Below are 20,956 nucleotides of genomic sequence, written 5' to 3' on the forward strand. Positions count from 1 at the left end.
TCTTATATCGGCTCGACCGGGCCTTCGTCTTCGATCGGCTTGGGCTCCTGTGACGGAGACGCTCCGGGCTCCTCCGCTTTCGCGCCGCCCGGAGCCAGCCGCGGATCCGCCGGGTTCACCGAGATCATTCGATCCTGCGCGCGGTACGTGTCCTTGGACAGCTTCTTGCGCTCGGTGACCGCGCCGTCTACAAACTTGACCAAATACGATTGCACGACGTAGCCGGCCTCGCCTTTTTGCAGAACGGTTTGTTTGCCTAAAGCGACTTTGGCGTCGGCGACGTATATCGTCCGGGGCGGGTTGACCTTGAGCTCCTCCGTTTCCGCGCGGTAAGAGACATTGTCCGGCATCGTGCCGAATAATTTTACGGTGAGCGTCTTGTCCTCGACGACCGTCCGGATGAGCAATTGCTTGCCGGTGGAGTTGCGGAACTTGAAGTTGACGAAGCCGTCAGCGAACGTCGCGTCGAGTCCTTTGGGCAAGTAGTGGACGACGAGCGAGTGGTTGCGCCGCTCGACGATGTCGAGGCCGGTCAGGAGCGCCGCGTTGTACAGCGTGCTGGACACTTGGCAGATGCCCCCGCCGACGCCCGGCGTAAGCTTGCCTTTCAGGATGACGGGCGCCTCCTTATAGCCGTATTCCTTCTCCGCTTTGGCGACGGTTTTCCCGTACTCGAACACTTCGTCCGGCAGGAGCAACGTCTCGTTCAGCGCTTTGGCAGCGACCGTCACGTTATGGGAACGGCCTTCGCCGCTCGTCTCGAACGACGTCTCGAACTCGGCGATCTTGCGGTCGATGCCTTCTTCCTTCAGCTCGGCGAGGGTAATCTCCGGCTCGGTTTCTTCGATCTTCGCGTTAAGCGTCAGCGCCGCTATATCCCCTTCGACGGCGGCGAGCGATCCCGGCGTATGGGCTTGCGCTTGCGCGAAAAGATCGTCGATGTCCATGAGGCGCCCCGGCTTGCCGTCCGTATAGACGACGCGGTCCGAATCGTCGATCTCCCGGGTCGCGTTCTCGGGAGTGCCGGCAACGAGGGAGCCCCAAGCCGTTCCGGCGGTTTTAAGGAAAGCTTCCTCGTTCCAACTAGCCGTCCAGCCGTAGATGACGTCCATGTCCCCCGAGTAGCGAACGCGCGCCCGTTCCCACCACGAATAATCGCGGTATCGTTCGATGGCGGCGGTCGCTTCTCCGATCTCGATCCGCAAGCCGAGCTGCTTGTAGGTCAGCGGTTTAGCTCCCGCGTTCTCGGCCTCGCCCGCGGTATCGCTAACGCCAGCCAGAACGACGCTCGCCGATTCCAATTCCGCGACGCGGGAACGAAGCCGCGCCAAAGCGTCCTCGGACGATAAACCTCCGAGCCGCAATCCGGCGACTTCGAACCCCGCGGGCAATGCGTCGTTCTCCCCGTAACGGATCGCCGCCCCGGCGCCCGTTCCGATGCCGACGAGCAGAACCGCCGATATCCCCGCGATCCATATCCCTTTTCCCATTCCGACAACCACTCCGCTCCAAAGAGGTATTTCAAAAAGTCCGACGACGATCACGAAGCGATGCTGATTAACGAACTTTTTGCGCTTTTACAAATGTTGCTAATCAATTAGACGTAACAACGAGCGATCGGTTATCCCGGAATATTAAAAAATTCTTAAAATTTACCTAAAATCCACGCTACGTCTAGGTTCGCGGTATTTCATCCGACACGTTTCCCCATTATGCCATCGAATGAGAAAGGATAATCGCGCATGTTGTCGAAGTATCTAAAGTCTGAATCTTAACAGGAAGTGATACCGTGATCGAAATGCAAGATATTTGGAAAACGTACGCCGATGGCACGACGGCCCTGCAAGCGATCAACGTCGTCATCGACCGTAACGAGTTCGTCTATATCGTCGGTCCGTCCGGCGCGGGCAAGTCCACGTTCATGAAATTGATTTATCGGGAAGAAGTGCCGACCAAGGGCCAGATCTCCGTCAACGGGTTCAATATAGGCAAATTGAAGCACCGCAAGATTCCGTACGTCCGCCGCAACATCGGCGTTATTTTCCAAGATTACAAGCTGCTGCCGAAGCTGTCGGCTTTCGAGAACGTCGCGTTCGCGATGGAAGTCATCGAGACGCCGCGCAGGCTCATCCGCCGTCGCACGATGGAAGTGTTGGAGCTCGTCGGCCTGAAGCATAAGGCGAGTAGCCTGCCCGCCCAATTATCCGGGGGAGAGCAGCAACGCGTGGCCATCGCCCGCGCCATCGTCAACAACCCCGCCGTCATCGTCGCCGACGAACCGACCGGGAATCTAGATCCCGAGACGTCGTGGGGCATCATGAATCTGCTGGAAGAGATCAACTTCCGCGGGACGACGATCGTCATGGCCACCCACAACAAGGAAATCGTGAACACGCTGCGCAAGCGGGTCATTGCCATCGAGCGCGGCTCGATCGTTCGCGACCAGCTGAGAGGGGATTACGGCTATGAGAATTAGCACGGTCTCCCGCCATGCCCGCGAAGGCATCAAGAACGTCGGCCGCAACGGCTGGATGACGTTCGCCTCGATGAGCTCGATCGCCGTATCGCTTTTTATCCTCGGCGTCTTCATGCTGCTGGCGCTTAACGTGAACAAGCTCGCGGATCAATTGGACAGCCAAGTGCAGATCAGCGTTTACATGCAAGTCGATACGCAGAAAGCCAAGGAAGACGAGATCGAACGGTCGATCAAGCGCATTCCGGAAGTGAAAACCGTCACCTTCGTCTCCAAGGAAGAAGGGCTCCAGCGGTTCCGCGAGAGCATGGGAGAAGAAGGCAAGGACGCGCTCGAAGGCTACGAAAACGAGAACAATCCGCTGCCCGACGCGTTCGAGATCGAAGTGTTCGACCCGCAGAAGGTCGGATACGTCGCTAAGCAGATCGAGGCACTGAACGTCACCGACCCGGAGAAGACGATCTCCAAGGTCAAGTACGGCAAGGACACGATCGAGAAACTGTTCCGTATCACGAACGCCGTGCGCAATATCGGCATTTTCATCGTGCTGGGCCTCGCGATCATGGCGATGTTCCTCATCTCGACGACGATCAAGATGACGATCATCGCGCGCCGCCGCGAAATCTCGATCATGAAGCTCGTCGGCGCGACGAACAATTTTATCCGCTGGCCGTTCTTCATCGAGGGGGCGATCATCGGTTTCGGCGGCTCGCTCCTCAGCGCGATCGCCCTGTTGTTCGGCTATTCCCAACTGGTGAACAACACGAGCGCGACCGTTGGACTGTATATGATCGAGTTCGCCTCGATGTCCGACGTCCGCCTCATGGTCGGCGGCACGATCGTCGCGCTCGGCACGCTGCTCGGCGTGTGGGGAAGCACGATATCCGTCCGTCGCTACTTGAAAGTATAGATTGCCAATGTCAATCCCGATGCGTGGGGGCGGACGACGCGCCGCTCCCGAAGGAGGATTATCGTGAAGAGGAAAATCGCGCTTGTGCTCGCCCTGCTGCTGACGGTGGCGATGGTGCTGCGACCTTACGACGGACAAGCCCTGTCCGAGCTCGAGAAGATCGACCGCGACCTGAAGAAGCTGCAGCAGGAGATGGCTAAAGCGCAGAAGAATCAGAAGAACGCTGAGAGATCCGTCAAGGATCTGACCGGCAAACAGGAAGCGACGAAGGACGATATTCAGAATTTACTCAATAAGATCGACGGCGTTTCCAAGAAAATGCAAGATACGACCATTAAGATTCAAGCCGCGGAGGACAAGCTCTACGAAACCGGCCAGCAGCTCGAAGACGCGATCCGGCAGCGCGACAACCGGATGGAGCTCATGGACGCCCGCGTTCGGATGGCCTATACATCCGGACCGGTCTCGTTCCTGGACGTGCTGCTGAGCGCGAAGAGCTTCACCGATTTCCTCGGGCGGATGGACGTCGTCGAGTCGATTACTTCGCAAGATAGGAACATCGCCGAAGAGAAGAAGAAATATACCGAAGAAGTCGCGGACATGAAGGTGCAGCGCGAGAGCGAGCTCGCGGACGTCCAGAAGTTGTACAAGGAACTCCAGTCCCACCAAGCGGAGCTGCGCCAGGACGAGGCCGACAAGGAAGTGCTCATGTCCAAGATCGCCAAGCAGATTGACGACAATGAGGAAATTAGCGAAGAAGCGCAGGAGCAGATCAAAGAATTCGCGAAGAAAGTGGCAGCGCTGCAAGCGAAAAAGAATAAAATCAAAAATTATTATACCGGCGGTAAGTTAGGTATGCCGCTAAAGTCTGCCTGGAGAGAAACTTCTCCTTTCGGTTACCGTACCCATCCGGTTACGGGAAAGCGAAAGCTTCACAATGGCTTGGATATGGCAGCGCCCAAGGGAACGCCGATCTATGCGGCGGAGACAGGCGTTGTCATGTTCGCGCAGTGGATGAGCGGATACGGAAACGTCATCTTCATCAACCACGGTGGCGGATTATGGACCGTATACGGGCATATCATGACTGGAGGACTTCTCGTCGAGAAGGATCAAACGGTCAAGCGCGGGCAGAAAATCGCCCTCGTCGGTTCTACCGGCGTATCGACCGGGTATCATCTGCACTTCGAAGTTCGCAAGAACTCCGAGCCGGTCAATCCGAAGCCGTATTTGAACTTGAAATAAGGGAACGTCGAGAGAAGCAGCCGTTTGGCCGACTCAGGGGTCGGCCGGAGGCTGCTTTTCGGACGACAGGAAGCTAAAAGCAGGGTAAAGGGCGTGGCATACGTGTGGTTTCGGGGGCGCGCGGTCGTCGCGATCGCCGTGTTATCGGCGCTAGGAGCCGGCATGGCGACATATGGTTTTTTCGAATATTCCGGTTGGGGCATCCGTCCGCCGGCCTTGCAGCCCGGTCTGGCATCCGCGGACCGCACGGAAGGCTTGACCCAAGCCGAGCTCGATAAGCTGAACAAGGCGATCGGTCTGATCGAAGACCGGTTTATTCTGCCGACGGATCGTTCGAAGATCGTCGACGGCGCCGTGCAAGGGATGGTCCAGTCGCTCGACGATCCGTTCTCCGCGTACTTGTCGGCGGAAGATGCGGAGGAGTTCAACGACTCGTTGGAAGGGGCGTTCTCCGGCATCGGCGCGAAGCTTCGCATCGATAACGGCGCGATCGTCGTGGAGTCGCCGATGACGGGCTCGCCGGCGGAGAGGGCGGGTTTACGCCCGCTCGACGTGCTCCTCTCGGTGAACGGGGAAAGCCTGAACGGGCTTACCTTGAACGACGCCGTCTCCAAGATCCGAGGGCCGAAGGGCACGAAGGCGAAGCTGAAGGTGCAGCGCAAAGGCGCCATGGAACCGCTCGAGCTCGAGCTCGTCCGCGACCGGATCGATCTGGAATCGGTGGGTGCCGACATCGGGACGGACGGCGTCGGCCTCCTGACGATCAACCAGTTCTCGGCTGATACGTCGGCGCAAGTCGCCGAAGCGCTTCGGCGAATGGAAGCGGGGGGCTTAAAGGCGCTCGTCGTCGACGTGCGGGACAATCCAGGCGGCATGCTGCAAGCCGTGATCGAGGTGGCGGACCAACTGCTTGCGAAGGGAAAGCCGATCGTGCAATCCGAGTATCGGGACGGCAAACGCAAAGTCGACGAGGCGGAACACGGCGCGGCCGGGGGACGAACGTATCCGCTCGTCGTGCTCGTGAACAAGGGCAGCGCGAGCTCCGCGGAAATTATGGCCGGGGCGCTCAAGCAATCCGGCGACGCGACTCTCGTCGGCGAGACGACGTACGGCAAAGGGACGGTCCAAGTCCCTAACATCGGGGATCTGGGAGACCGCAGCATGCTGAAGCTGACCGTGTACAAGTGGCTGCTGCCGGACGGTTCGTGGATTAACGGCAAGGGGATCGAACCGGACGTGATCGTGCATCAGCCGGCTTATTTCCTCGCTTCGCGGCTTCCAAGGGACAGGGTGCTGAAGTTCGACGAGACGGGAGAAGCGGTGAAGAACCTTCAAAGCATACTGAATGGCGTCGGCATGACCGTGGACCGAAGCGACGGCTATTTCAGCGCGGGGACGAAGGAAGCGGTCAAGGCGTTCCAGAAAAGGGAAGCGTTGCCCGAGACCGGGGAAGTGGACGCCGAGACGGCGCAGCGTCTGGAAGAAGCGCTGTACGAGAAGCTGAATGACCCGGCGAACGACCGGCAATTGCAGAAGGCAACGGAGAAGGCGAGAGAACTGGCGGCGCGTTGATCCCGGCGATTATTTCCAGCGGAACCAAGAGAAAGAGAACCGGCGGTGCAGGATTTCGGCGGCAGCCGTCGAATGAGTAGGAGTTGGCCTCACGGTCAACTCTCTTTTTCTTGAAAAGCGGACGGACGATAGGGGGAGAGGTTGAGTGGACGTAGCGCTCGATCTATTGCGGGAAGCGGGACAGGCGACGATCGGGCTGTTCGTTCTCCCTTACTTATATATAGCGGTATTGCTCGTCTGGTGGCACGCGCGTCAAGGCGTGACGCTTCAGCGAAAGCTGTTTCACGTGCGGCTGTACAGCGCGTTGTATTTAACGTTGACGCGGGTCGCTTTCGGTTTCGCGGCCGGTCTCGTTCTGTCGATTGCCGGCGTCGGCATCGGCGCGGGAGCCGGCTTGACGACGGAGACGCTTGCCTGCTTGTGGATCGCGATGGCAGTATTAGCGTTATTCCGGTTGCGATATGTGTGCCTGGCTTACGCGGCGGGCGCTTTGGGGTTACTGCAAGCGGTGCTCGGATGGATCGGAGCCGATTTCTCCGATAGCGCCGCGGCAGAAGCCGTTCGCGCGGTGAACGCCGTCGACGTGCCGGCGTTGCTCGCGATCGCAGGTTTGCTGCATGTCGCGGAAGGCGTGCTCGTCCGCGTGCAAGGGGGAAAGCTGTCCATTCCGTTATTCCTTCAAGGAAAACGGGGCAAGCCGATGGGCGCTTACTCGCTCACCGGCGTATGGCCCGTTCCGCTGCTGTGGCTCGTGCCGGCGACGGGGGGCGACGGTTTGTCGCTGCCGTGGGCTCCCTTGTTCGGCGGGGACACCGCAGCATGGGCGATGCTCGCTTTCCCGGTATTGATCGGCTTCAGCGACAGGACGACGACGCGCTGGCCGGAAGAGAAGGCCCGCTCGTCCGGAAACGCCCTCATCGTCTACGGGCTGGTTATCGCGGGTCTGGCGGCCGGAGCCGAATATTGGAGCCCGTTGACGGCGGTCGCGGCCGTCGCCGCGTTCGTCTTGCATGAAGGGCTGCTGCTATGGAGCCGAATGAAAGAGACGGGAAGAACTCCGCGGTTCTCTCAGGACGGTACCGGCGTCATGGTGCTGGCCGTTCTGCCGAATACGCCGGCGGCCGAGCTCGGTTTCCAAGCCGGCGAAACGATCCGGAAGGCGAACGGAGTCGCCGTTCGCAGCAAGGAAGAGCTGCACGCCGCCCTTCAGCGGCAGTCGGCCTTCTGCAAGCTCGAAGTTCTCAATCGCGAAGGTAACTTGAAGTTTCTGCAGCGGGCGAGGTATGAAGGCGAGCATTACCAGTTGGGGCTTATTCTCGCTCCGGACGAGGACGTTGAATTCGTCGCTGCGCCGCGGTCTTCATCGATCTGGCAGGGCTTAAGGGAAGCGGGCGCGCGCAGGCTCGAAAGTTCGCCGACGATGCTGGCCCGCCGGGAAGCGAAGAGGGCGGAAGCGGAGATGGCGGCGGCGCAGCAAGCGGCGTTCGAGGCGGCCGAAGCCGCTGCCCGTCTGCCGGACGAGAACGGGGGACTTCCTCCGCGGAGCTTGACCGTCTCGCGCAAATAGGACTCGCTGAAGCTGGTGCCGCGTGGAAATGGCTTACGAGTTCACGGATCGGCAGGAGTCGTGCTAGTCGAGTCGACTGTTTTGATAACAGCCGTTTTGTCGGTAATTGACTGTTCATATCGTCAATTCCCCTATGCTTAACGGTCATTTAGGATGTAAAGTCCTCTTCAAATCCGTATAACCAAGGGAAGTGAGGGCTTTAACCGCCCAAATGACCTTTACCCGCGCACGGGTAGACCGTTTCTTTAGCCATTACGTTCATTTTGACCGTTAATTCCTCTTGTGAGGGTCATTCTCGAGCAAGCGGCCTTGCGTCACCGCGCAAATAGGTTTGACGACCGGCTCGGATTGAAGTGTCGTGTAAGGAGTTCAAAAACCCGGGAGTATCGATGAAGGCTTGCGGCGGCGCGTACAGCGCTGCGGAAGCCTGCGATGCTTTCGGGTTTTTTTGCTATGCGGGCGACACGCTAACGATCGCGAAGACTTATCGGAGGTGGCATCATGTTCAAGGGCGAGAATAAATTCTGGTTCTTGCTGCTGGGCGCGGGAATTTGCGAGATCGGATGGGTGTCGGGATTGAAACACGCGGACGGTGCGGGGGAGTGGGCGTTAACGGTGCTGGGCATCGCGCTCAGCTTCGCGGGATTGCTTGTCGCGTCGAAGGTGTTGGAGGTCGGCACGGCGTACGCGGTGTTCACGGGCGTCGGCGCGGCCGGCATGGTGCTCGCGGAGTCGGCGTTCTTCGGCATCGACCTGGACAGCGGCAAGCTCGCGCTCGTTATCGTACTCGTGTTCGGAATCGGCGGATTAAAAATGACGGCCGGGCATGCGGTGAAGGAGGAGGAACAATGATGGCTTGGATCGCTCTCGCGTTCGCGGGCTTGTGCGAGGTCGTCGGCGTTCTCGCCATGAACCGGTTGAACGAACGCAAGGACTTCCGCAGCTGGGCGTTGCTTCTGGGCGGATTCGCCGCGAGTTTCTTGCTCCTGTCCGTCGCGATGAAATCGATATCGATGGGGACCGCCTACGCGATCTGGACGGCGATCGGTACGGTCGGCGGCACGCTGGTCGGCATGATTTTCTACGGGGAATCCCGCAGGGCGAGCCGGATCTTCTTTCTCGGCGTCGTCGCGGCGGCCGTCGTCGGACTGAAGGCGCTAAGTGATTAAGCGCCTAACGCCTTCATGATTGAAGTATCCTCGGTACTATCGCTAGCTTGCCGACTTGCGTCTGAACAGCAGATAGGAATACGCGGTCGGAATGACGGAGCTGATCACGACGGCCGCGATCGTGACGACCGCCAGCCAGACGGAAGAAGCGATTAGCGCCGCCGCGACCATCAGCAGTCCGGATACGACCCACAGCCGGGCGCCGATCCGATGCGTTCGCCGCCAGTTGTCCTCGTCCATTAACGCCCATGGGGTCTTGATCCCGACGAAGAAATTGCTACGCACTTGGCTCATCCGATTGCCGACCACGACGAACAACAAACCGATGGCGCCGATGATCAAGTTTGGTATGGGCATCCGGTGACCCGAGCTATCCAGCGCGATAAAGAGAAACATGACTTGAAGGAACGCCGAAATCGTCCAACGAATCAGATCGAAGTAACCTTGAAACCGGGCGTAGTTTTTTTTCCTTGGATCGATATACCGGGATAAGGTAATCAGTAGGGGGAGGCCGATGCTAAGCGCGCCGTAGAGCAGCCAGAAGCCCCATTTGGGCATTGTCCCGTCCATATCTCCGTTAATATCGTAATGGGAAGCGACCTGGTCGGGCAACTTTCCGTCGAATACGAGGAACATGACCAGGAATACGGCCGCGTTCGCTCCGAGCAGAATCCAGTCTTTCACCGACCAGGCGGGGACGCCCGTCGCGGCGTTTGTCGTTTTCGTCATGGGGATTACTCTCCTTTGTTGCCGATCATGCCTAGAAACCAGCTCATGGCTTCCTGCACGACGGTCATATTTAAGGAATACACGATCGTTTGCCCGTGCCGTTCGTCTTGGACGAGCTTAGCTTGCTTTAGGATGCTCAAATGATGGGAGATGCTCGGCTTCGAGATGTCGAAGCGATCGGCGATGTCGCCGGCGGTCATGTCCTTCTCCTTCAATAGTTGAAGGATCGTGCGCCGGGTCGGATCGGAGAGCGCTTTGAAGGCGTCGTTCATGGGGGAGCCTCCGTTTAATGTTTTGATATTTAGCTAATTGGCTAAATCTTATATTTAGATAATAAGCTAAATATCAAATCGCGTCAAGGGGCGGCCGCGGAAAAGAAAGGGCAAGCCGTAAGTCGGCTTGCCCTTTAGGCGCGTTTCGGTATGGATAAACAGATTGGCTTGGTTTACGTGCCGGTCGCCGTCGATTGCTGGCTTAGGATGATAATCGCGGCCGCGCCCGCGATCGCTAGACACATGAGCGTGAAGAGCGTGATCTTGATCGCGCTTCGAGGGACGTGGCCGGACACGGTGCCGGTCTGTCCGTTGACCATGTAATAATAAGGCCGGGATTTGTACGTGTAGCTGGCGTTCCAGACGGGGAGCAGCAGGTGCTTGTAGGTGATGTCTTCGTAGTTCGTCCGGATTCTCAGATTGCGGATCTCGTCGCCGCCGATGATGTCGCGAATCTCGTCGTCCAGCGTGCCGTCCGCGACTTCTTGGGCTTGCCCCCATCCTTCTTCGCGGGATACGTTATATCTCTCGGAGATGAAGCCGCTCAGGAATTCCGGCGCGTATCCGTGCAGTTGCCCAAGGTCGAAGTCGCCGAGCTTGTCGAGCAGCTTGCCGTCGTAATGGCCGGATGCGGGAACGAGAATGTCGTCGAACGAACGGTCGTAATCGCCGTTCGCATGGTGCCACACCGTATACCGTTCCGTATCGGTATACGTCTCGGTCTTGCCGTTCACGACGCGTGTACGGGTCACCGTCCGGTAGTGATAGATGCCGACCTCCGCCGAATAGACGGAATACGTCTCCGTGTCGTACGTCCAATAAGGAATGTAGATGCCGTTCAGCTCGGAGCGAACGTCCTGCTTCTTGAACGCGTTCGGCAGAAACCAGCGCTTTTTTTTCCACTTGGCGAAAGAGGTCAGCGCTTCTTCGCGCGACAGCCGGAACGGAATGACCGATTCCGGCCGGATACTCCGGACGTTATCTTCGAGGAGAACTTTCGGAGAACCGCAGAATACGCATGTAGAAGTCGTCTGTCCGCCGGGGATGAGCGTCTCGCCGCCGCACGCTTCGCAATGGACGGCCCGCTGCGCCGTACCCCAATCGTGCAGGGCGTCGAGGTCCTCGTTCGCGTCGTCGAAGGCGTGCTCCTTCTGCTCGCCGGCGACGCTGTCGATCTGCTGCTCGTCGCCGCAGTATTGGCATTTCAGGTTCTGGCTTTCCGTATCGAAGGCCATAGCTCCCCCGCAAGCCGCGCAAGGAAAACGGATGGCCGCCGCCGCGGCGCCGGTCTCGTTCGTCATGGGATCGGACTCCTTCGTCAGATTTTGCTGCCGCATTCGGAGCAGAACTTCGCGTTCTCCGTGAGCTTGCCGCCGCACTCGGAGCAAAATTTTTTGCCGGCAGACGGCCCCGCTCCGGCATTCGACGGTGACGCCGGTTGCGCCGCGGGCATTTGTTGCGGAGGTTGCGTTTGTTGCGGGTCCGCCGCGCGCGCCGCCGTCTGGTTCATCATTTGCGACATCATTTGCCCCATCGCCATGCCCGCGCCGAGACCCGCGCCGGTTCCCGCGATGCCGCCGTCCGGTTGGTTCGCCGCGTCGCGGATCGCTTCGGCCGTCTGGAACTTCATATATTGGTCGAGGTTGCCGGCGATATTCATCGACGACCGTCTGTCGATCATCTTTTCGACTTCCTCCGGAAGCGAGATGTTCTCGATCGTCACGCCCGACAGAGTAAGTCCGAGCGCGGCGAAGCGCGGCTGCAGCCGGCCGATCGCCAGCTGTCCGAGTTCGTCGTAGGAGCTGGCCAAGTCGGCGACCGGAATTTTGGCTTCACCGAGCAGGTCGCTGAGGCCCGATACGATGATCGATTTCAAGTAGCCGGTAATCGCGGCCGTCGTCAGCTCTTGCTTCGTGCCGAAGATTTCCTTCAAGAACAACGCGGGATCCCCGACCTTGACCGCGTAAGTGCCGAATCCGCGCATGCGGATCATGCCGAATTCGGGATCGCGCATGATGACCGGATTCGTCGTGCCCCATTTCAGATCGGTGAAGTTCGCCGTGCTGACGAAGTAAACATCCGATTTGAACGGGGAATTAAAGCCGTGCTTCCACGAATTGAGCGCGGTAAGCACCGGCAGATTCTGGGTTTGGAGCGTATGCGTGCCCGGACCGAACACGTCGGCGAGCTGCCCCTCGTTCACGAAGATCGCCGCTTGGGATTCACGCACGATCAGCTTGGCTCCCATCTTGATCGCGTTATCGTACGCGGGGAACCGGTAGACGATGATGCCTCGGTCATCCAGCCATTCGATCACCTCGATGAACTGGCCTTTAATGAAATCGAACAAACCCATGCTTCACGCTCCCAGCTGGTTTCCGTTTTCCCTCATCATACCAGAAATCCGAAGCGGGTTGTCGGCGGACTTTTTTTGACGATAAGGAAGGAAAAGGCTATAATATCGGAGTATGGGAACACACATTCGGATAAACGCGAATCATGACGATAGAGTACCTTATGAAAGAACGAATCGGGAGGGGATAGGGAGATGACGGCAGTGTTGGAACCGGAAAACAATACGTTCAAGCTCGTCTCGGAATATACACCGTCGGGGGATCAACCTTCGGCGATCGGCCAATTGGCGGAAGGCATCGTCAACGGAAAGAGATTTCAGACGCTGCTCGGAGCGACGGGCACGGGCAAGACGTTCACGATCGCGCAGACGATCGCCAAGGTGAACAAGCCGACGCTCATCATCGCGCACAACAAGACGCTGGCGATGCAGCTGTGCAGCGAGTTCAAGGAATTTTTCCCGGAGAACGCGGTGGAATACTTCGTCAGCTACTACGACTACTACCAGCCGGAAGCGTATATCCCTTCCACGGACACGTACATCGAGAAGGATTCCAGCATCAACGACGAGATCGATAAGATGCGCCACTCCTCGACGGCCTCCTTGTTCGAACGCCGCGACGTCATTATCGTGGCGAGCGTCTCGTGCATCTACGGTCTCGGTTCCCCGGAAGAGTACCGGGATTTGCGCCTTAGCCTGCGGGTCGGCATGGAGAAGTCGCGCAACGACATTTTGCATAAGCTGATCGACATCCAATACGAGCGCAACGACTTGAACTTCGTGCGGGGAACGTTCCGCGTGCGCGGCGACGTCATCGAGATTTTCCCCGTCTCGCGCGGGGACTCGGCCATTCGCGTCGAGATGTTCGGCGACGAGATCGAACGGATCACGGAGATCGACGTGCTCACGGGCGAGATTACGGGCGTGCGCGATCACGTCGTCATCTTCCCGGGCTCTCACTTCGTGACGGGCGAGGAGAAGATGAAGAGAGCGCTCGTCAACATCGAGCGGGAGCTGGAGGAACGTCTCGTCGAACTGAGAGACGCCGGCAAGCTGCTCGAAGCGCAGCGGCTCGAGCAACGCACTCGGTACGACCTCGAGATGATGGCGGAGATGGGGTTCTGTTCCGGCATCGAGAACTACTCGGGGCCGATGACGTTCCGGGAGCGCGGGGCGACTCCGTACACGCTCATGGACTTCTTCCCGGACGACTACCTGATCGTCATCGACGAGTCCCACGTGACTTTGCCGCAGCTGCGGGCGATGTACAACGGCGACCAAGCGCGGAAGACGGTGCTCGTCGAGCACGGCTTCCGCTTGCCGTCCGCCAAGGACAACCGGCCGCTCCGCTTCGAGGAATTCGAAGAGAAGGCGAAGCAGCTCGTGTTCGTCTCGGCGACGCCGGGCCCTTACGAGCTCGAACAGACGCCGACGGTCGTCGAGCAGATCATCCGCCCGACCGGACTCATCGATCCGATCATCGAGGTGCGCCCGACGAAGGGGCAGATCGACGACCTGCTCGGCGAGATTCGCGACCGGATCGCGAAGGACGAGAGGGTACTCGTCACGACATTGACGAAGAAGATGTCCGAAGACCTGACCGACTATATGAAGGAAGTCGGCATCAAGGTGCGTTATCTTCACTCCGATATCAAGACGTTGGAGCGGATGGCCATCTTGCGCGATCTTCGCCTCGGCACGTTCGACGTGCTGATCGGGATCAACTTGCTCCGGGAAGGCCTCGACTTGCCGGAGGTGTCGCTCGTCGCCATTCTCGACGCCGACAAGGAAGGGTTCCTTCGTTCCGAACGGTCGCTCATCCAGACGATCGGACGCGCCGCCCGGAACGCCGGCGGACGGGTCATCATGTACGGCGACCGCATCACCGAGTCGATGGAGCGGGCGATCGGCGAGACCGACCGTAGGCGCGGCATTCAGCTGGCGTATAACGAAGCACACGGCATAACGCCGCAGACCATCGTCAAGAAGGTGCGCGACCTGATCGAGGCGACCAAAGCGGCAGAGACGAAGAGCTCGTTCCTGGCCGGCGCCGAGGATCTGGGCAAGCTGTCGAAGAAGGAACGCGCCTCGATGGTCGAACGGCTCGAATTCGAGATGAAGGAAGCGGCGAAGAGCCTTCAGTTCGAGCGCGCCGCGGAGCTTCGCGACGCCTTGTTGGAGCTGAAGGCGAGCTTGTAGGAATACGGCGGTTTACTGTTGCCGAAGTCTCCCGCGCAGATCAGCAAAGCGTTGCTATAAAATTACAAAAGATTTGCATGCCTGCCGACAGTCCGTTATAATGTACGGGAACACACATTCCTATCGGAGTGCGACTGAGGCAGGCATGATTCAAGAAGCCCCGCGCAGTCGCGAAAGGGGCTTTTTTCGTTCATGGCCAACGAGAAAATCATCATCAAGGGCGCGCGCGCCCACAACTTGAAAAATATCGACGTTACCATTCCCCGCGATAAGTTCGTCGTCCTTACGGGCTTGTCCGGTTCTGGCAAGTCGTCTCTCGCGTTCGACACGATCTACGCCGAAGGCCAGCGCCGCTACGTGGAATCGCTATCCGCTTACGCCCGCCAGTTTCTCGGGCAGATGGATAAGCCTGACGTGGATTCGATCGAAGGCTTGTCCCCGGCGATCTCCATCGACCAGAAGACGACGAGCCGCAACCCGCGTTCGACGGTAGGAACGGTCACGGAAATCTACGACTACTTAAGGCTGATGTTCGCCCGCGTCGGCAGGCCGCATTGCCCGGATCACGGCATCGAGATTACGTCCCAGACGATCGAGCAGATGGTCGACCGGATCATGGAATATCCGGAGCGCACCCGGCTTCAGATTCTGGCACCGGTCGTATCCGGACGCAAGGGCGAGCACGCCAAGCTGTTGACGGACATTCAGAAGCAAGGCTTCGTCCGCGTTCGCGTGAACGGCGAAATTCGCGACCTGTCCGAGAAGATCGACCTGGAGAAGAACAAGAAGCATTCGATCGAAGTCGTCGTCGACCGGATCGTCGTGAAGGATGACGTCGCGTCGCGGCTGGCCGATTCTCTGGAAACCGCGTTGAAGCTGTCCGGCGGCCAGATCCTCGTCGACATCATCGACAAGGAAGAGCTCATGTTCAACGCGAACTTGGCTTGCCCCGCGTGCGGCTTCTCCATCGACGAGCTTGCTCCGCGCATGTTTTCTTTTAACTCACCGTTCGGGGCTTGCCCGGAATGCGACGGTCTCGGCGTGAAGATGGTCGTCGATCCGGATTTGCTCATTCCGGACCGCAACCTGAGCATCGAAGAAGGCGCGTTCGAAGCTTGGGCGGGCAGCACGTCCAATTACTATCCGCAGTTTCTCGCGGCCGTCTGCGCGCACTACGGCATCCCGACGGACGTTCCGGTCGAGCAGATCGAAGAGAAGCAGATGCAAGTGATACTGTACGGCACGGGCGGAGAGCGGATTCGCTTCCGTTACGAGAACGAATTCGGCCATACGCGAGACGCCCAAGTCCCGTTCGAAGGGGTCGTCCATAACCTGGAGCGCCGTTACCGGGAGACCGCTTCCGAAGGCATCCGGGAATTCATCGAAGCCTATATGAGCGCGAAGCCTTGCGGCAAGTGCAAAGGCCAGCGCCTGAAGCGCGAGTCTCTCGCCGTCACGGTAGGCAACGAGAACATCGCGTACGTGACTTCCCTGTCCATAGGAGACGCGCAACGTTTCTTCGAGGGCCTTGATTTGAACGAGAAAGAGCGGGCGATCGCCAATCTGATCTTGAAGGAAATCAACAACCGGCTCGGCTTCCTCGTGAACGTCGGCTTGGACTATTTATCGTTATCCCGCGCGGCGGGCACTTTGTCCGGGGGAGAAGCGCAGCGCATTCGTCTCGCCACTCAGATCGGCTCCAGTCTAATGGGCGTTCTGTACATCCTGGACGAACCGAGCATCGGCCTTCATCAGCGGGATAACGACCGGTTGATCCAGACGCTGAACCATATGCGGGATCTCGGCAATACGCTCATCGTCGTCGAGCACGACGAAGACACGATGATGGCAGCCGATTGGATCATCGACATCGGTCCCGGAGCGGGCAAGCACGGCGGGAACGTCATTTCCGAAGGAACGCCCGCGCAGGTGATGGCGGACGAGAACTCGCTCACCGGCGCTTACTTGAGCGGCCGCAAGTTCATTCCGATTCCGAGCGAACGCCGTAAGACGAACGGCAAGTGGCTGGAGATCAAGGGAGCCAAGGAGAACAATCTGAAGGGCCTTAACGCGAAGTTCCCGCTCGGCGTTTTCACGGCGGTGACGGGCGTGTCCGGTTCGGGAAAATCGACGCTCGTGAACGAGATTCTATACAAGACGCTCGCTCGCGACTTGAACAGAGCGAAGACCCGTCCCGGCCACCACAAGGAGTTCCTCGGACTCGAGCATCTGGAGAAGGTCATCGACATCGACCAGTCCCCGATCGGAAGAACGCCGCGTTCCAATCCGGCGACGTATACGGGCGTGTTCGACGATATTCGCGACGTGTTCGCGATCACGAACGAATCGAAGGTGCGCGGGTATAAGAAAGGCCGCTTCAGCTTCAACATCAAGGGCGGCCGCTGCGAAGCCTGCAAGGGCGACGGCATCATCAAGATCGAGATGCACTTCCTCCCGGACGTCTACGTGCCTTGCGAAGTGTGCAAGGGCAAGAGATACAACCGCGAGACGCTCGAAGTGAAATACAAAGGCAAGAACATCGCCGAAGTGCTCGAGATGACGATCGAGGACGCGACGGAGTTCTTCGTCAACATTCCGAAGATTCATCGCAAGATGCAGACGTTGATGGACGTCGGCCTGGGCTACATGGATCTCGGCCAACCGGCGACGACCCTATCGGGCGGAGAAGCTCAGCGCGTGAAGCTGGCCGCCGAGCTGTACCGGCGCAGCACCGGCAAGATGCTGTACATTCTCGACGAGCCGACGACCGGCCTCCACGTCGACGATATCGACCGGTTGCTGCAGGTGTTGCATCGCCTGGTCGACTCCGGGGAAAGCGTGCTCGTCATCGAGCATAACCTGGACGTCATCAAGACGGCGGATTACCTCGTCGACCTCGGGCCGGAAGGCGGCAACGGCGGCGGCACGATTGTCGCCACGGGCACGCCGGAGGAAGTGGCCAAAGTGAAAGGCTCTTATACCGGCAAGTACCTCGCTCCGATACTGGAGAGGGATCGCGCCCGGACGGAAGCGGCGTTGACGCGGTAAGTCGCGATGATCGATGGCGCGCTAACGGCCATAACGAAAAAAGACGGGACCCGCCGATATAGGCGGTCCCGTCTTTTTTCGTTATTTCTTCGCGTTGACGTTCGATTGGCTGGAAGGACCGATCAGCTTCAACAATTGGCCTTGAAGACCGACGATTTCTTTCTGATAGGCCAGAATCTGCTTCTTCTGCTTGACGATGCCTTCCAGGTCGCTCTTCGCTTCGGCCCATTGCTTATAACCGGCGTGCTCGTGGAAGCTTTCCCAAGCTTCGCGTTTCTTTCCTCGCAGATCGTGAATGTCCTCGCGGTTCGCTTTCATTTTCTCGATCAGCTTCAGCGCCGGCTTCTTTAATGTGCTCCGTTGATCGGTCGACAGCGCTTTGCGGGCTTCCCGGATCTGGTCGCGGTTCGCGTTCATTTTCTCGAAGAGACTTTTCTGCTCTCCGCGAATCCGATCGAGCTCGGCCTTGAGAGCTTGAATATCGGCGGGATAGCCGCTCCAGTCAACGACAGGAGCAGGTCCTTCGCCGTGCCGGTGGCCGGGAGCGAGAGACGGATCTCCGTCGTGGCCATGCCGATCGCGATCCGGATGAGAAGCGGTTTCGACGCTCGAAGCGGAAGCGGTCGAGGCGAACGCCAGAATCGCGACCAGCGCAAGCAATGCCATTCGTTTGATACGCATAGAGGTTCCTCCCAATTGATGGATTCCCCATTAGTATGGACATCATTTCCTTTTCCATTCTTTGGAGCGCAAAAGAGCGCTTGCCAGTAAAACAAGTTAGTTCGGTCTTCCGCTCGCGATGTCTTCGCCGATATCCGCCTGATAGACGATCAAGCTGATCGGATGTCCGACCTTCTCGGACATTTTCTGTTCCATTGCCCGGATTTCCTCGACTTCGTCGGGCTTGAGCATGGCGAGCGAGAAGCTGTTTTCGCTGATTCCGGATTCCATTCGGGTGGACGCCTCCTTCGGTTTTGCTTCTAGTATGGCTCCGCGAAGCAAAAAACCATCCCCCTGTCGGGAGATGGTCGGTTAACCGGGAATCGGATGCGGCTTATGCCGCGGCCAGTATTTCGGTGAGCTTCGCTTGCATCGATTCGATGCCGACGCGTTCGACGAATCGGTGGAACGATTCGCCGGATTCGCGGTATTCCTTGTAATGGAGGATCAATTGGGCTAATACGCTGCCGACTTGATCGCTCTTCACGCGGCCTTTGAGCGCCGTGTTGTATTTCGCGCCGGGTCCGAGCGTGCCGCCGACCGCGATGTCGTAAGCGTCGACCATGCCTTCGGGCGTCTTGACGAGCGAACCCTGCAGGCCGATGTCGGCGACGTGTTTCTGGCCGCAACCGTTCGGGCAGCCGATGAAGTGAATGCGGATCGGTTCGTCGATCTGCACGTGCTCGTCCAAGTAAAGGGCGATGCGACGCGCGTATTCCTTCGTCTCGACGATCGCGAGGTTGCAGAACTCGTTGCCGGTGCAAGAGACGGTACGGCTCATGAACCGGTTCGGGTTCGGCGTCAACCGTTGAAGGAGCGGCTCATTCAGCAACGCATCGACTTTGTCGTCCGCGACGCCGGTCAGCATGATGTTCTGGGAAACGGTCGTGCGAATCGTTCCGTCGCCATACTTGTCCGCATAATCGGCAAGCAGGTCGAATTCGTCGCTGTTCGTGCGTCCGACGGGTACGTTAAGTCCGACGTAGTTCAAGCCGGGCTTGTTCTGCGGGTGAACGCCGTCGAAGTAAGCCGCGTTCCAGCCGACGGTACGGTCGTCGCCGAGAGACGGCATCTCGCCGATCAGCTTCGCGATCTCCTCTTGGAATTTCTCGATGCCCCACTCCGCCACCAAGTACTTGAGACGGGCGTAGTGGCGTTTCTCGCGGTAGCCGTGATCGCGGAACAGCGTCGTGACGCCGATGGCGACTTTAAGAGCTTCTTCCGGACGGACGAACATGTCGAGCCGCTTGGCCAAGTGAGGCTTGGCGGAAAGTCCGCCTCCGACGAGAACGTGGAAGCCGAGCACCTCTTGTCCGTCGATCGTTTTGGAAGCCGGCGTGAAGCTTAAGCATTGGATTTCCGCGTTCGCGCTGTTATAGATATTCGAAGAAATGGAAATCTTATATTTCCGAGGCAGGTTGGAGAAGTCTCTGTTGCCCAGGAAGAAACGTTCGAACTCGTCCACCCACGGCGTCGTGTCGAAAAGCTCGTTCGGATCTACGCCGGCGAGCGGATTGCCGACGATCGTGCGAGGGCAGTCGCCGCAAGCTTCGAAGGCCGACATGCCGACCGCTTCGAGGCGGTTGAATATATCCGGCATATGCTCGATTTCGAGCCAGTGGTATTGAATCGCCTGACGGGTCGTGACGTCGATCAGATCGCGTCCGTAGTCGCGCCCGAGTTGGGCCAGCACTCTCGCTTGGGCCGAAGTCAGCACGCCGCCGGGAATCCGGATGCGCATCATGAAGTGGCCGGTATTCGGCTTCTGCTGATAGACGCCCGCCCATTTGAATAGATTGAAATCCTCTTGGGGGATGGAGGCGAAGCCTTCCTTGGAATACTTCTCGACAATGTCGCGAATGATGTCCAGGCCGTCTTTCTCCATTTTGTAGAATTCGAATTTATTGAGTTTGGACGGGTCGCGATCCATCCATACCGCCTCGTAGGCCATGCTGTGGCGACTCCCTTCGTCGGAATAACGATAATTCCGATTAGCTTGGTTTGAAATTGTGTCTAAATCGTAACATAGATTAGAGGTAGCGACAATGAGCGCGCCGGAATACGATTCATAAAAAAAACTGATACTAATCGCAAACTCTTCTTATAATGAAGGTCCGAAATGAATGGCGGAAAATCGGGACATACTCATGCCGGAAGTGTGACAAAGTTGTTACGGCGCGAACTTCGGACTTGCAAGCGGGGCGCGCAGAAGCTAACATAGATGAAGATGGGTTCATTAGGTCAATAAAGGAGGTCCCCTTTATGAATTTTCTTGCCGAGAATGCAACGGAAGCCGTTGAAAGTACATACTCCCACTTCGATATTTTTATGATCGTGTTTACGATCTTGATCGCAATCGGACTCGTGCGCCTGCTCATGCAGCGACCGCGCAAGAACGTCCTGGCCATCGGGTTTGCGACGGTTTCTTTGCTCGTGTTCCTTGTCGCCGATTACAAGATGGTCAGCGGTTGGGTATTCTAACTTAAGCGTATCGCGAACGGAACAGGGAACGGCACTAACGGGCCGAGGAGAACGACTCCTCTGCCCGTTTTTTTGTAACTCGGCGCGAGTTCGGGTGAGGAGGGGCGAGCCTCGTAGTCCCCCGATCAGAGCGAACTTCACTGACGGGTTTTCTTAATGAACCAGAATTAATCAGTTTCACATCTATCTCTTTCTAATGAAATGGTACTATCTTCTAT

18 protein-coding genes are annotated in these 20,956 nt (G+C 58.2%); 10 read left to right on the forward strand and 8 right to left on the reverse strand.

All coding sequences use genetic code 11. The features are described 5' to 3' along the window. Nucleotides 1-2 precede the first annotated feature (2 nt). Nucleotides 3-1,490, reverse strand: a complete 1,488-nt coding sequence (locus ACFPPD_RS13585; protein ID WP_209745495.1) for a VanW family protein — start codon at nucleotides 1,488-1,490, stop codon at nucleotides 3-5. A gap of 299 nt (nucleotides 1,491-1,789) precedes the next feature. Between ACFPPD_RS13585 and ftsE the strand changes: the two genes are divergently transcribed. The 7 genes from ftsE to ACFPPD_RS13620 all read left to right on the forward strand — a co-directional run bounded on the left by ftsE (nucleotide 1,790) and on the right by ACFPPD_RS13620 (nucleotide 8,936). Beyond that, nucleotides 1,790-2,476 (forward strand): cell division ATP-binding protein FtsE, encoded by a 687-nt coding sequence (ftsE, locus tag ACFPPD_RS13590; RefSeq protein ID WP_378082465.1) that lies wholly within the window; start codon nucleotides 1,790-1,792, stop codon nucleotides 2,474-2,476. Further along, nucleotides 2,466-3,383 (forward strand): permease-like cell division protein FtsX, encoded by a 918-nt coding sequence (gene ftsX / locus ACFPPD_RS13595; protein ID WP_209745498.1) that lies wholly within the window; start codon nucleotides 2,466-2,468, stop codon nucleotides 3,381-3,383. Before ftsE ends, ftsX begins: the two co-directional genes overlap by 11 nt. A gap of 63 nt (nucleotides 3,384-3,446) precedes the next feature. Beyond that, a complete protein-coding gene (locus tag ACFPPD_RS13600; RefSeq protein ID WP_209745501.1) occupies nucleotides 3,447-4,628 on the forward strand; it encodes a murein hydrolase activator EnvC family protein in 1,182 nt (393 codons plus the stop codon). A 93-nt stretch (nucleotides 4,629-4,721) separates the two neighbouring features. Next, on the forward strand, nucleotides 4,722-6,200 hold the full coding sequence (locus ACFPPD_RS13605; protein WP_378082467.1) for a S41 family peptidase: 1,479 nt from the start codon (nucleotides 4,722-4,724) through the stop codon (nucleotides 6,198-6,200). A gap of 145 nt (nucleotides 6,201-6,345) precedes the next feature. Continuing rightward, a complete protein-coding gene (locus tag ACFPPD_RS13610; protein ID WP_209745505.1) occupies nucleotides 6,346-7,767 on the forward strand; it encodes a PDZ domain-containing protein in 1,422 nt (473 codons plus the stop codon). A 501-nt stretch (nucleotides 7,768-8,268) separates the two neighbouring features. Continuing rightward, nucleotides 8,269-8,619: a DMT family transporter gene (locus ACFPPD_RS13615; RefSeq protein WP_209745508.1), complete on the forward strand. Its 351-nt coding sequence runs from the start codon at nucleotides 8,269-8,271 to the stop codon at nucleotides 8,617-8,619. Then, nucleotides 8,619-8,936, forward strand: coding sequence for a DMT family transporter (locus tag ACFPPD_RS13620; RefSeq protein ID WP_378082483.1), 318 nt, complete (start codon nucleotides 8,619-8,621; stop codon nucleotides 8,934-8,936). Before ACFPPD_RS13615 ends, ACFPPD_RS13620 begins: the two co-directional genes overlap by 1 nt. Before the next feature lie 42 nt (nucleotides 8,937-8,978). Here ACFPPD_RS13620 and ACFPPD_RS13625 read toward each other — a convergent pair whose 3' ends face one another. From ACFPPD_RS13625 to ACFPPD_RS13640, 4 genes are all read right to left on the reverse strand, one after another. Continuing rightward, nucleotides 8,979-9,665, reverse strand: a complete 687-nt coding sequence (locus ACFPPD_RS13625; protein WP_209745514.1) for an SdpI family protein — start codon at nucleotides 9,663-9,665, stop codon at nucleotides 8,979-8,981. A 5-nt stretch (nucleotides 9,666-9,670) separates the two neighbouring features. After that, nucleotides 9,671-9,937, reverse strand: a complete 267-nt coding sequence (locus ACFPPD_RS13630) for an autorepressor SdpR family transcription factor (RefSeq protein ID WP_209745517.1) — start codon at nucleotides 9,935-9,937, stop codon at nucleotides 9,671-9,673. 173 nt (nucleotides 9,938-10,110) lie between these two features. After that, nucleotides 10,111-11,238 carry a TFIIB-type zinc ribbon-containing protein gene (locus ACFPPD_RS13635; protein ID WP_209745520.1) on the reverse strand — a complete coding sequence of 376 codons (1,128 nt, stop codon included), beginning with the start codon at nucleotides 11,236-11,238 and terminating at the stop codon, nucleotides 10,111-10,113. Nucleotides 11,239-11,255: 17 nt separating this feature from the next. Further along, nucleotides 11,256-12,293: an SPFH domain-containing protein gene (locus tag ACFPPD_RS13640; RefSeq protein ID WP_209745523.1), complete on the reverse strand. Its 1,038-nt coding sequence runs from the start codon at nucleotides 12,291-12,293 to the stop codon at nucleotides 11,256-11,258. 192 nt (nucleotides 12,294-12,485) lie between these two features. Between ACFPPD_RS13640 and uvrB the strand changes: the two genes are divergently transcribed. Next, entirely contained in the window at nucleotides 12,486-14,489 is a 2,004-nt protein-coding gene (gene uvrB, locus ACFPPD_RS13645; protein WP_209745526.1) for an excinuclease ABC subunit UvrB, read from the forward strand. Nucleotides 14,490-14,681: 192 nt separating this feature from the next. After that, the gene (gene uvrA, locus ACFPPD_RS13650; RefSeq protein WP_209745530.1) at nucleotides 14,682-17,537 is read left to right on the forward strand and encodes an excinuclease ABC subunit UvrA; all 2,856 of its coding nucleotides are present in this window, start codon (nucleotides 14,682-14,684) and stop codon (nucleotides 17,535-17,537) included. Nucleotides 17,538-17,618: 81 nt separating this feature from the next. On the opposite strand, the gene ACFPPD_RS13655 is transcribed toward uvrA, so the two are convergent. The 3 genes from ACFPPD_RS13655 to ACFPPD_RS13665 form a co-directional block, all read right to left on the reverse strand. Further along, nucleotides 17,619-18,218 (reverse strand): hypothetical protein, encoded by a 600-nt coding sequence (locus ACFPPD_RS13655; RefSeq protein ID WP_209745533.1) that lies wholly within the window; start codon nucleotides 18,216-18,218, stop codon nucleotides 17,619-17,621. Nucleotides 18,219-18,314: 96 nt separating this feature from the next. Beyond that, nucleotides 18,315-18,488, reverse strand: a complete 174-nt coding sequence (locus ACFPPD_RS13660) for a hypothetical protein (protein ID WP_209745536.1) — start codon at nucleotides 18,486-18,488, stop codon at nucleotides 18,315-18,317. Between the two features lie 103 nt (nucleotides 18,489-18,591). After that, nucleotides 18,592-20,208, reverse strand: a complete 1,617-nt coding sequence (locus ACFPPD_RS13665) for a nitrite/sulfite reductase (protein WP_209745539.1) — start codon at nucleotides 20,206-20,208, stop codon at nucleotides 18,592-18,594. A gap of 311 nt (nucleotides 20,209-20,519) precedes the next feature. Between ACFPPD_RS13665 and ACFPPD_RS13670 the strand changes: the two genes are divergently transcribed. Further along, nucleotides 20,520-20,738: a DUF2759 family protein gene (locus tag ACFPPD_RS13670; protein WP_209745542.1), complete on the forward strand. Its 219-nt coding sequence runs from the start codon at nucleotides 20,520-20,522 to the stop codon at nucleotides 20,736-20,738. Nucleotides 20,739-20,956: the final 218 nt, after the last annotated feature.

It is taken from the genome of Cohnella suwonensis, from assembly GCF_042655365.1.
GTDB lineage: Bacteria > Bacillota > Bacilli > Paenibacillales > Paenibacillaceae > Cohnella > Cohnella suwonensis.

Coding starts and splice junctions, on each gene's coding strand:
- ACFPPD_RS13585 (WP_209745495.1), bottom strand. CDS start 1,490: ATGGGAAAAGGGATATGGATCGCGGGGATATCGGCGGTTCTGCTCGTC.
- ftsX (WP_209745498.1), top strand. CDS start 2,466: ATGAGAATTAGCACGGTCTCCCGCCATGCCCGCGAAGGCATCAAGAAC.
- ACFPPD_RS13615 (WP_209745508.1), top strand. CDS start 8,269: ATGTTCAAGGGCGAGAATAAATTCTGGTTCTTGCTGCTGGGCGCGGGA.
- ACFPPD_RS13620 (WP_378082483.1), top strand. CDS start 8,619: ATGGCTTGGATCGCTCTCGCGTTCGCGGGCTTGTGCGAGGTCGTCGGC.
- ACFPPD_RS13625 (WP_209745514.1), bottom strand. CDS start 9,665: ATGACGAAAACGACAAACGCCGCGACGGGCGTCCCCGCCTGGTCGGTG.
- ACFPPD_RS13630 (WP_209745517.1), bottom strand. CDS start 9,937: ATGAACGACGCCTTCAAAGCGCTCTCCGATCCGACCCGGCGCACGATC.
- ACFPPD_RS13635 (WP_209745520.1), bottom strand. CDS start 11,238: ATGACGAACGAGACCGGCGCCGCGGCGGCGGCCATCCGTTTTCCTTGC.
- ACFPPD_RS13640 (WP_209745523.1), bottom strand. CDS start 12,293: ATGGGTTTGTTCGATTTCATTAAAGGCCAGTTCATCGAGGTGATCGAA.
- uvrB (WP_209745526.1), top strand. CDS start 12,486: ATGACGGCAGTGTTGGAACCGGAAAACAATACGTTCAAGCTCGTCTCG.
- uvrA (WP_209745530.1), top strand. CDS start 14,682: ATGGCCAACGAGAAAATCATCATCAAGGGCGCGCGCGCCCACAACTTG.
- ACFPPD_RS13655 (WP_209745533.1), bottom strand. CDS start 18,218: ATGCGTATCAAACGAATGGCATTGCTTGCGCTGGTCGCGATTCTGGCG.
- ACFPPD_RS13660 (WP_209745536.1), bottom strand. CDS start 18,488: ATGGAATCCGGAATCAGCGAAAACAGCTTCTCGCTCGCCATGCTCAAG.
- ACFPPD_RS13665 (WP_209745539.1), bottom strand. CDS start 20,208: ATGGCCTACGAGGCGGTATGGATGGATCGCGACCCGTCCAAACTCAAT.
- ACFPPD_RS13670 (WP_209745542.1), top strand. CDS start 20,520: ATGAATTTTCTTGCCGAGAATGCAACGGAAGCCGTTGAAAGTACATAC.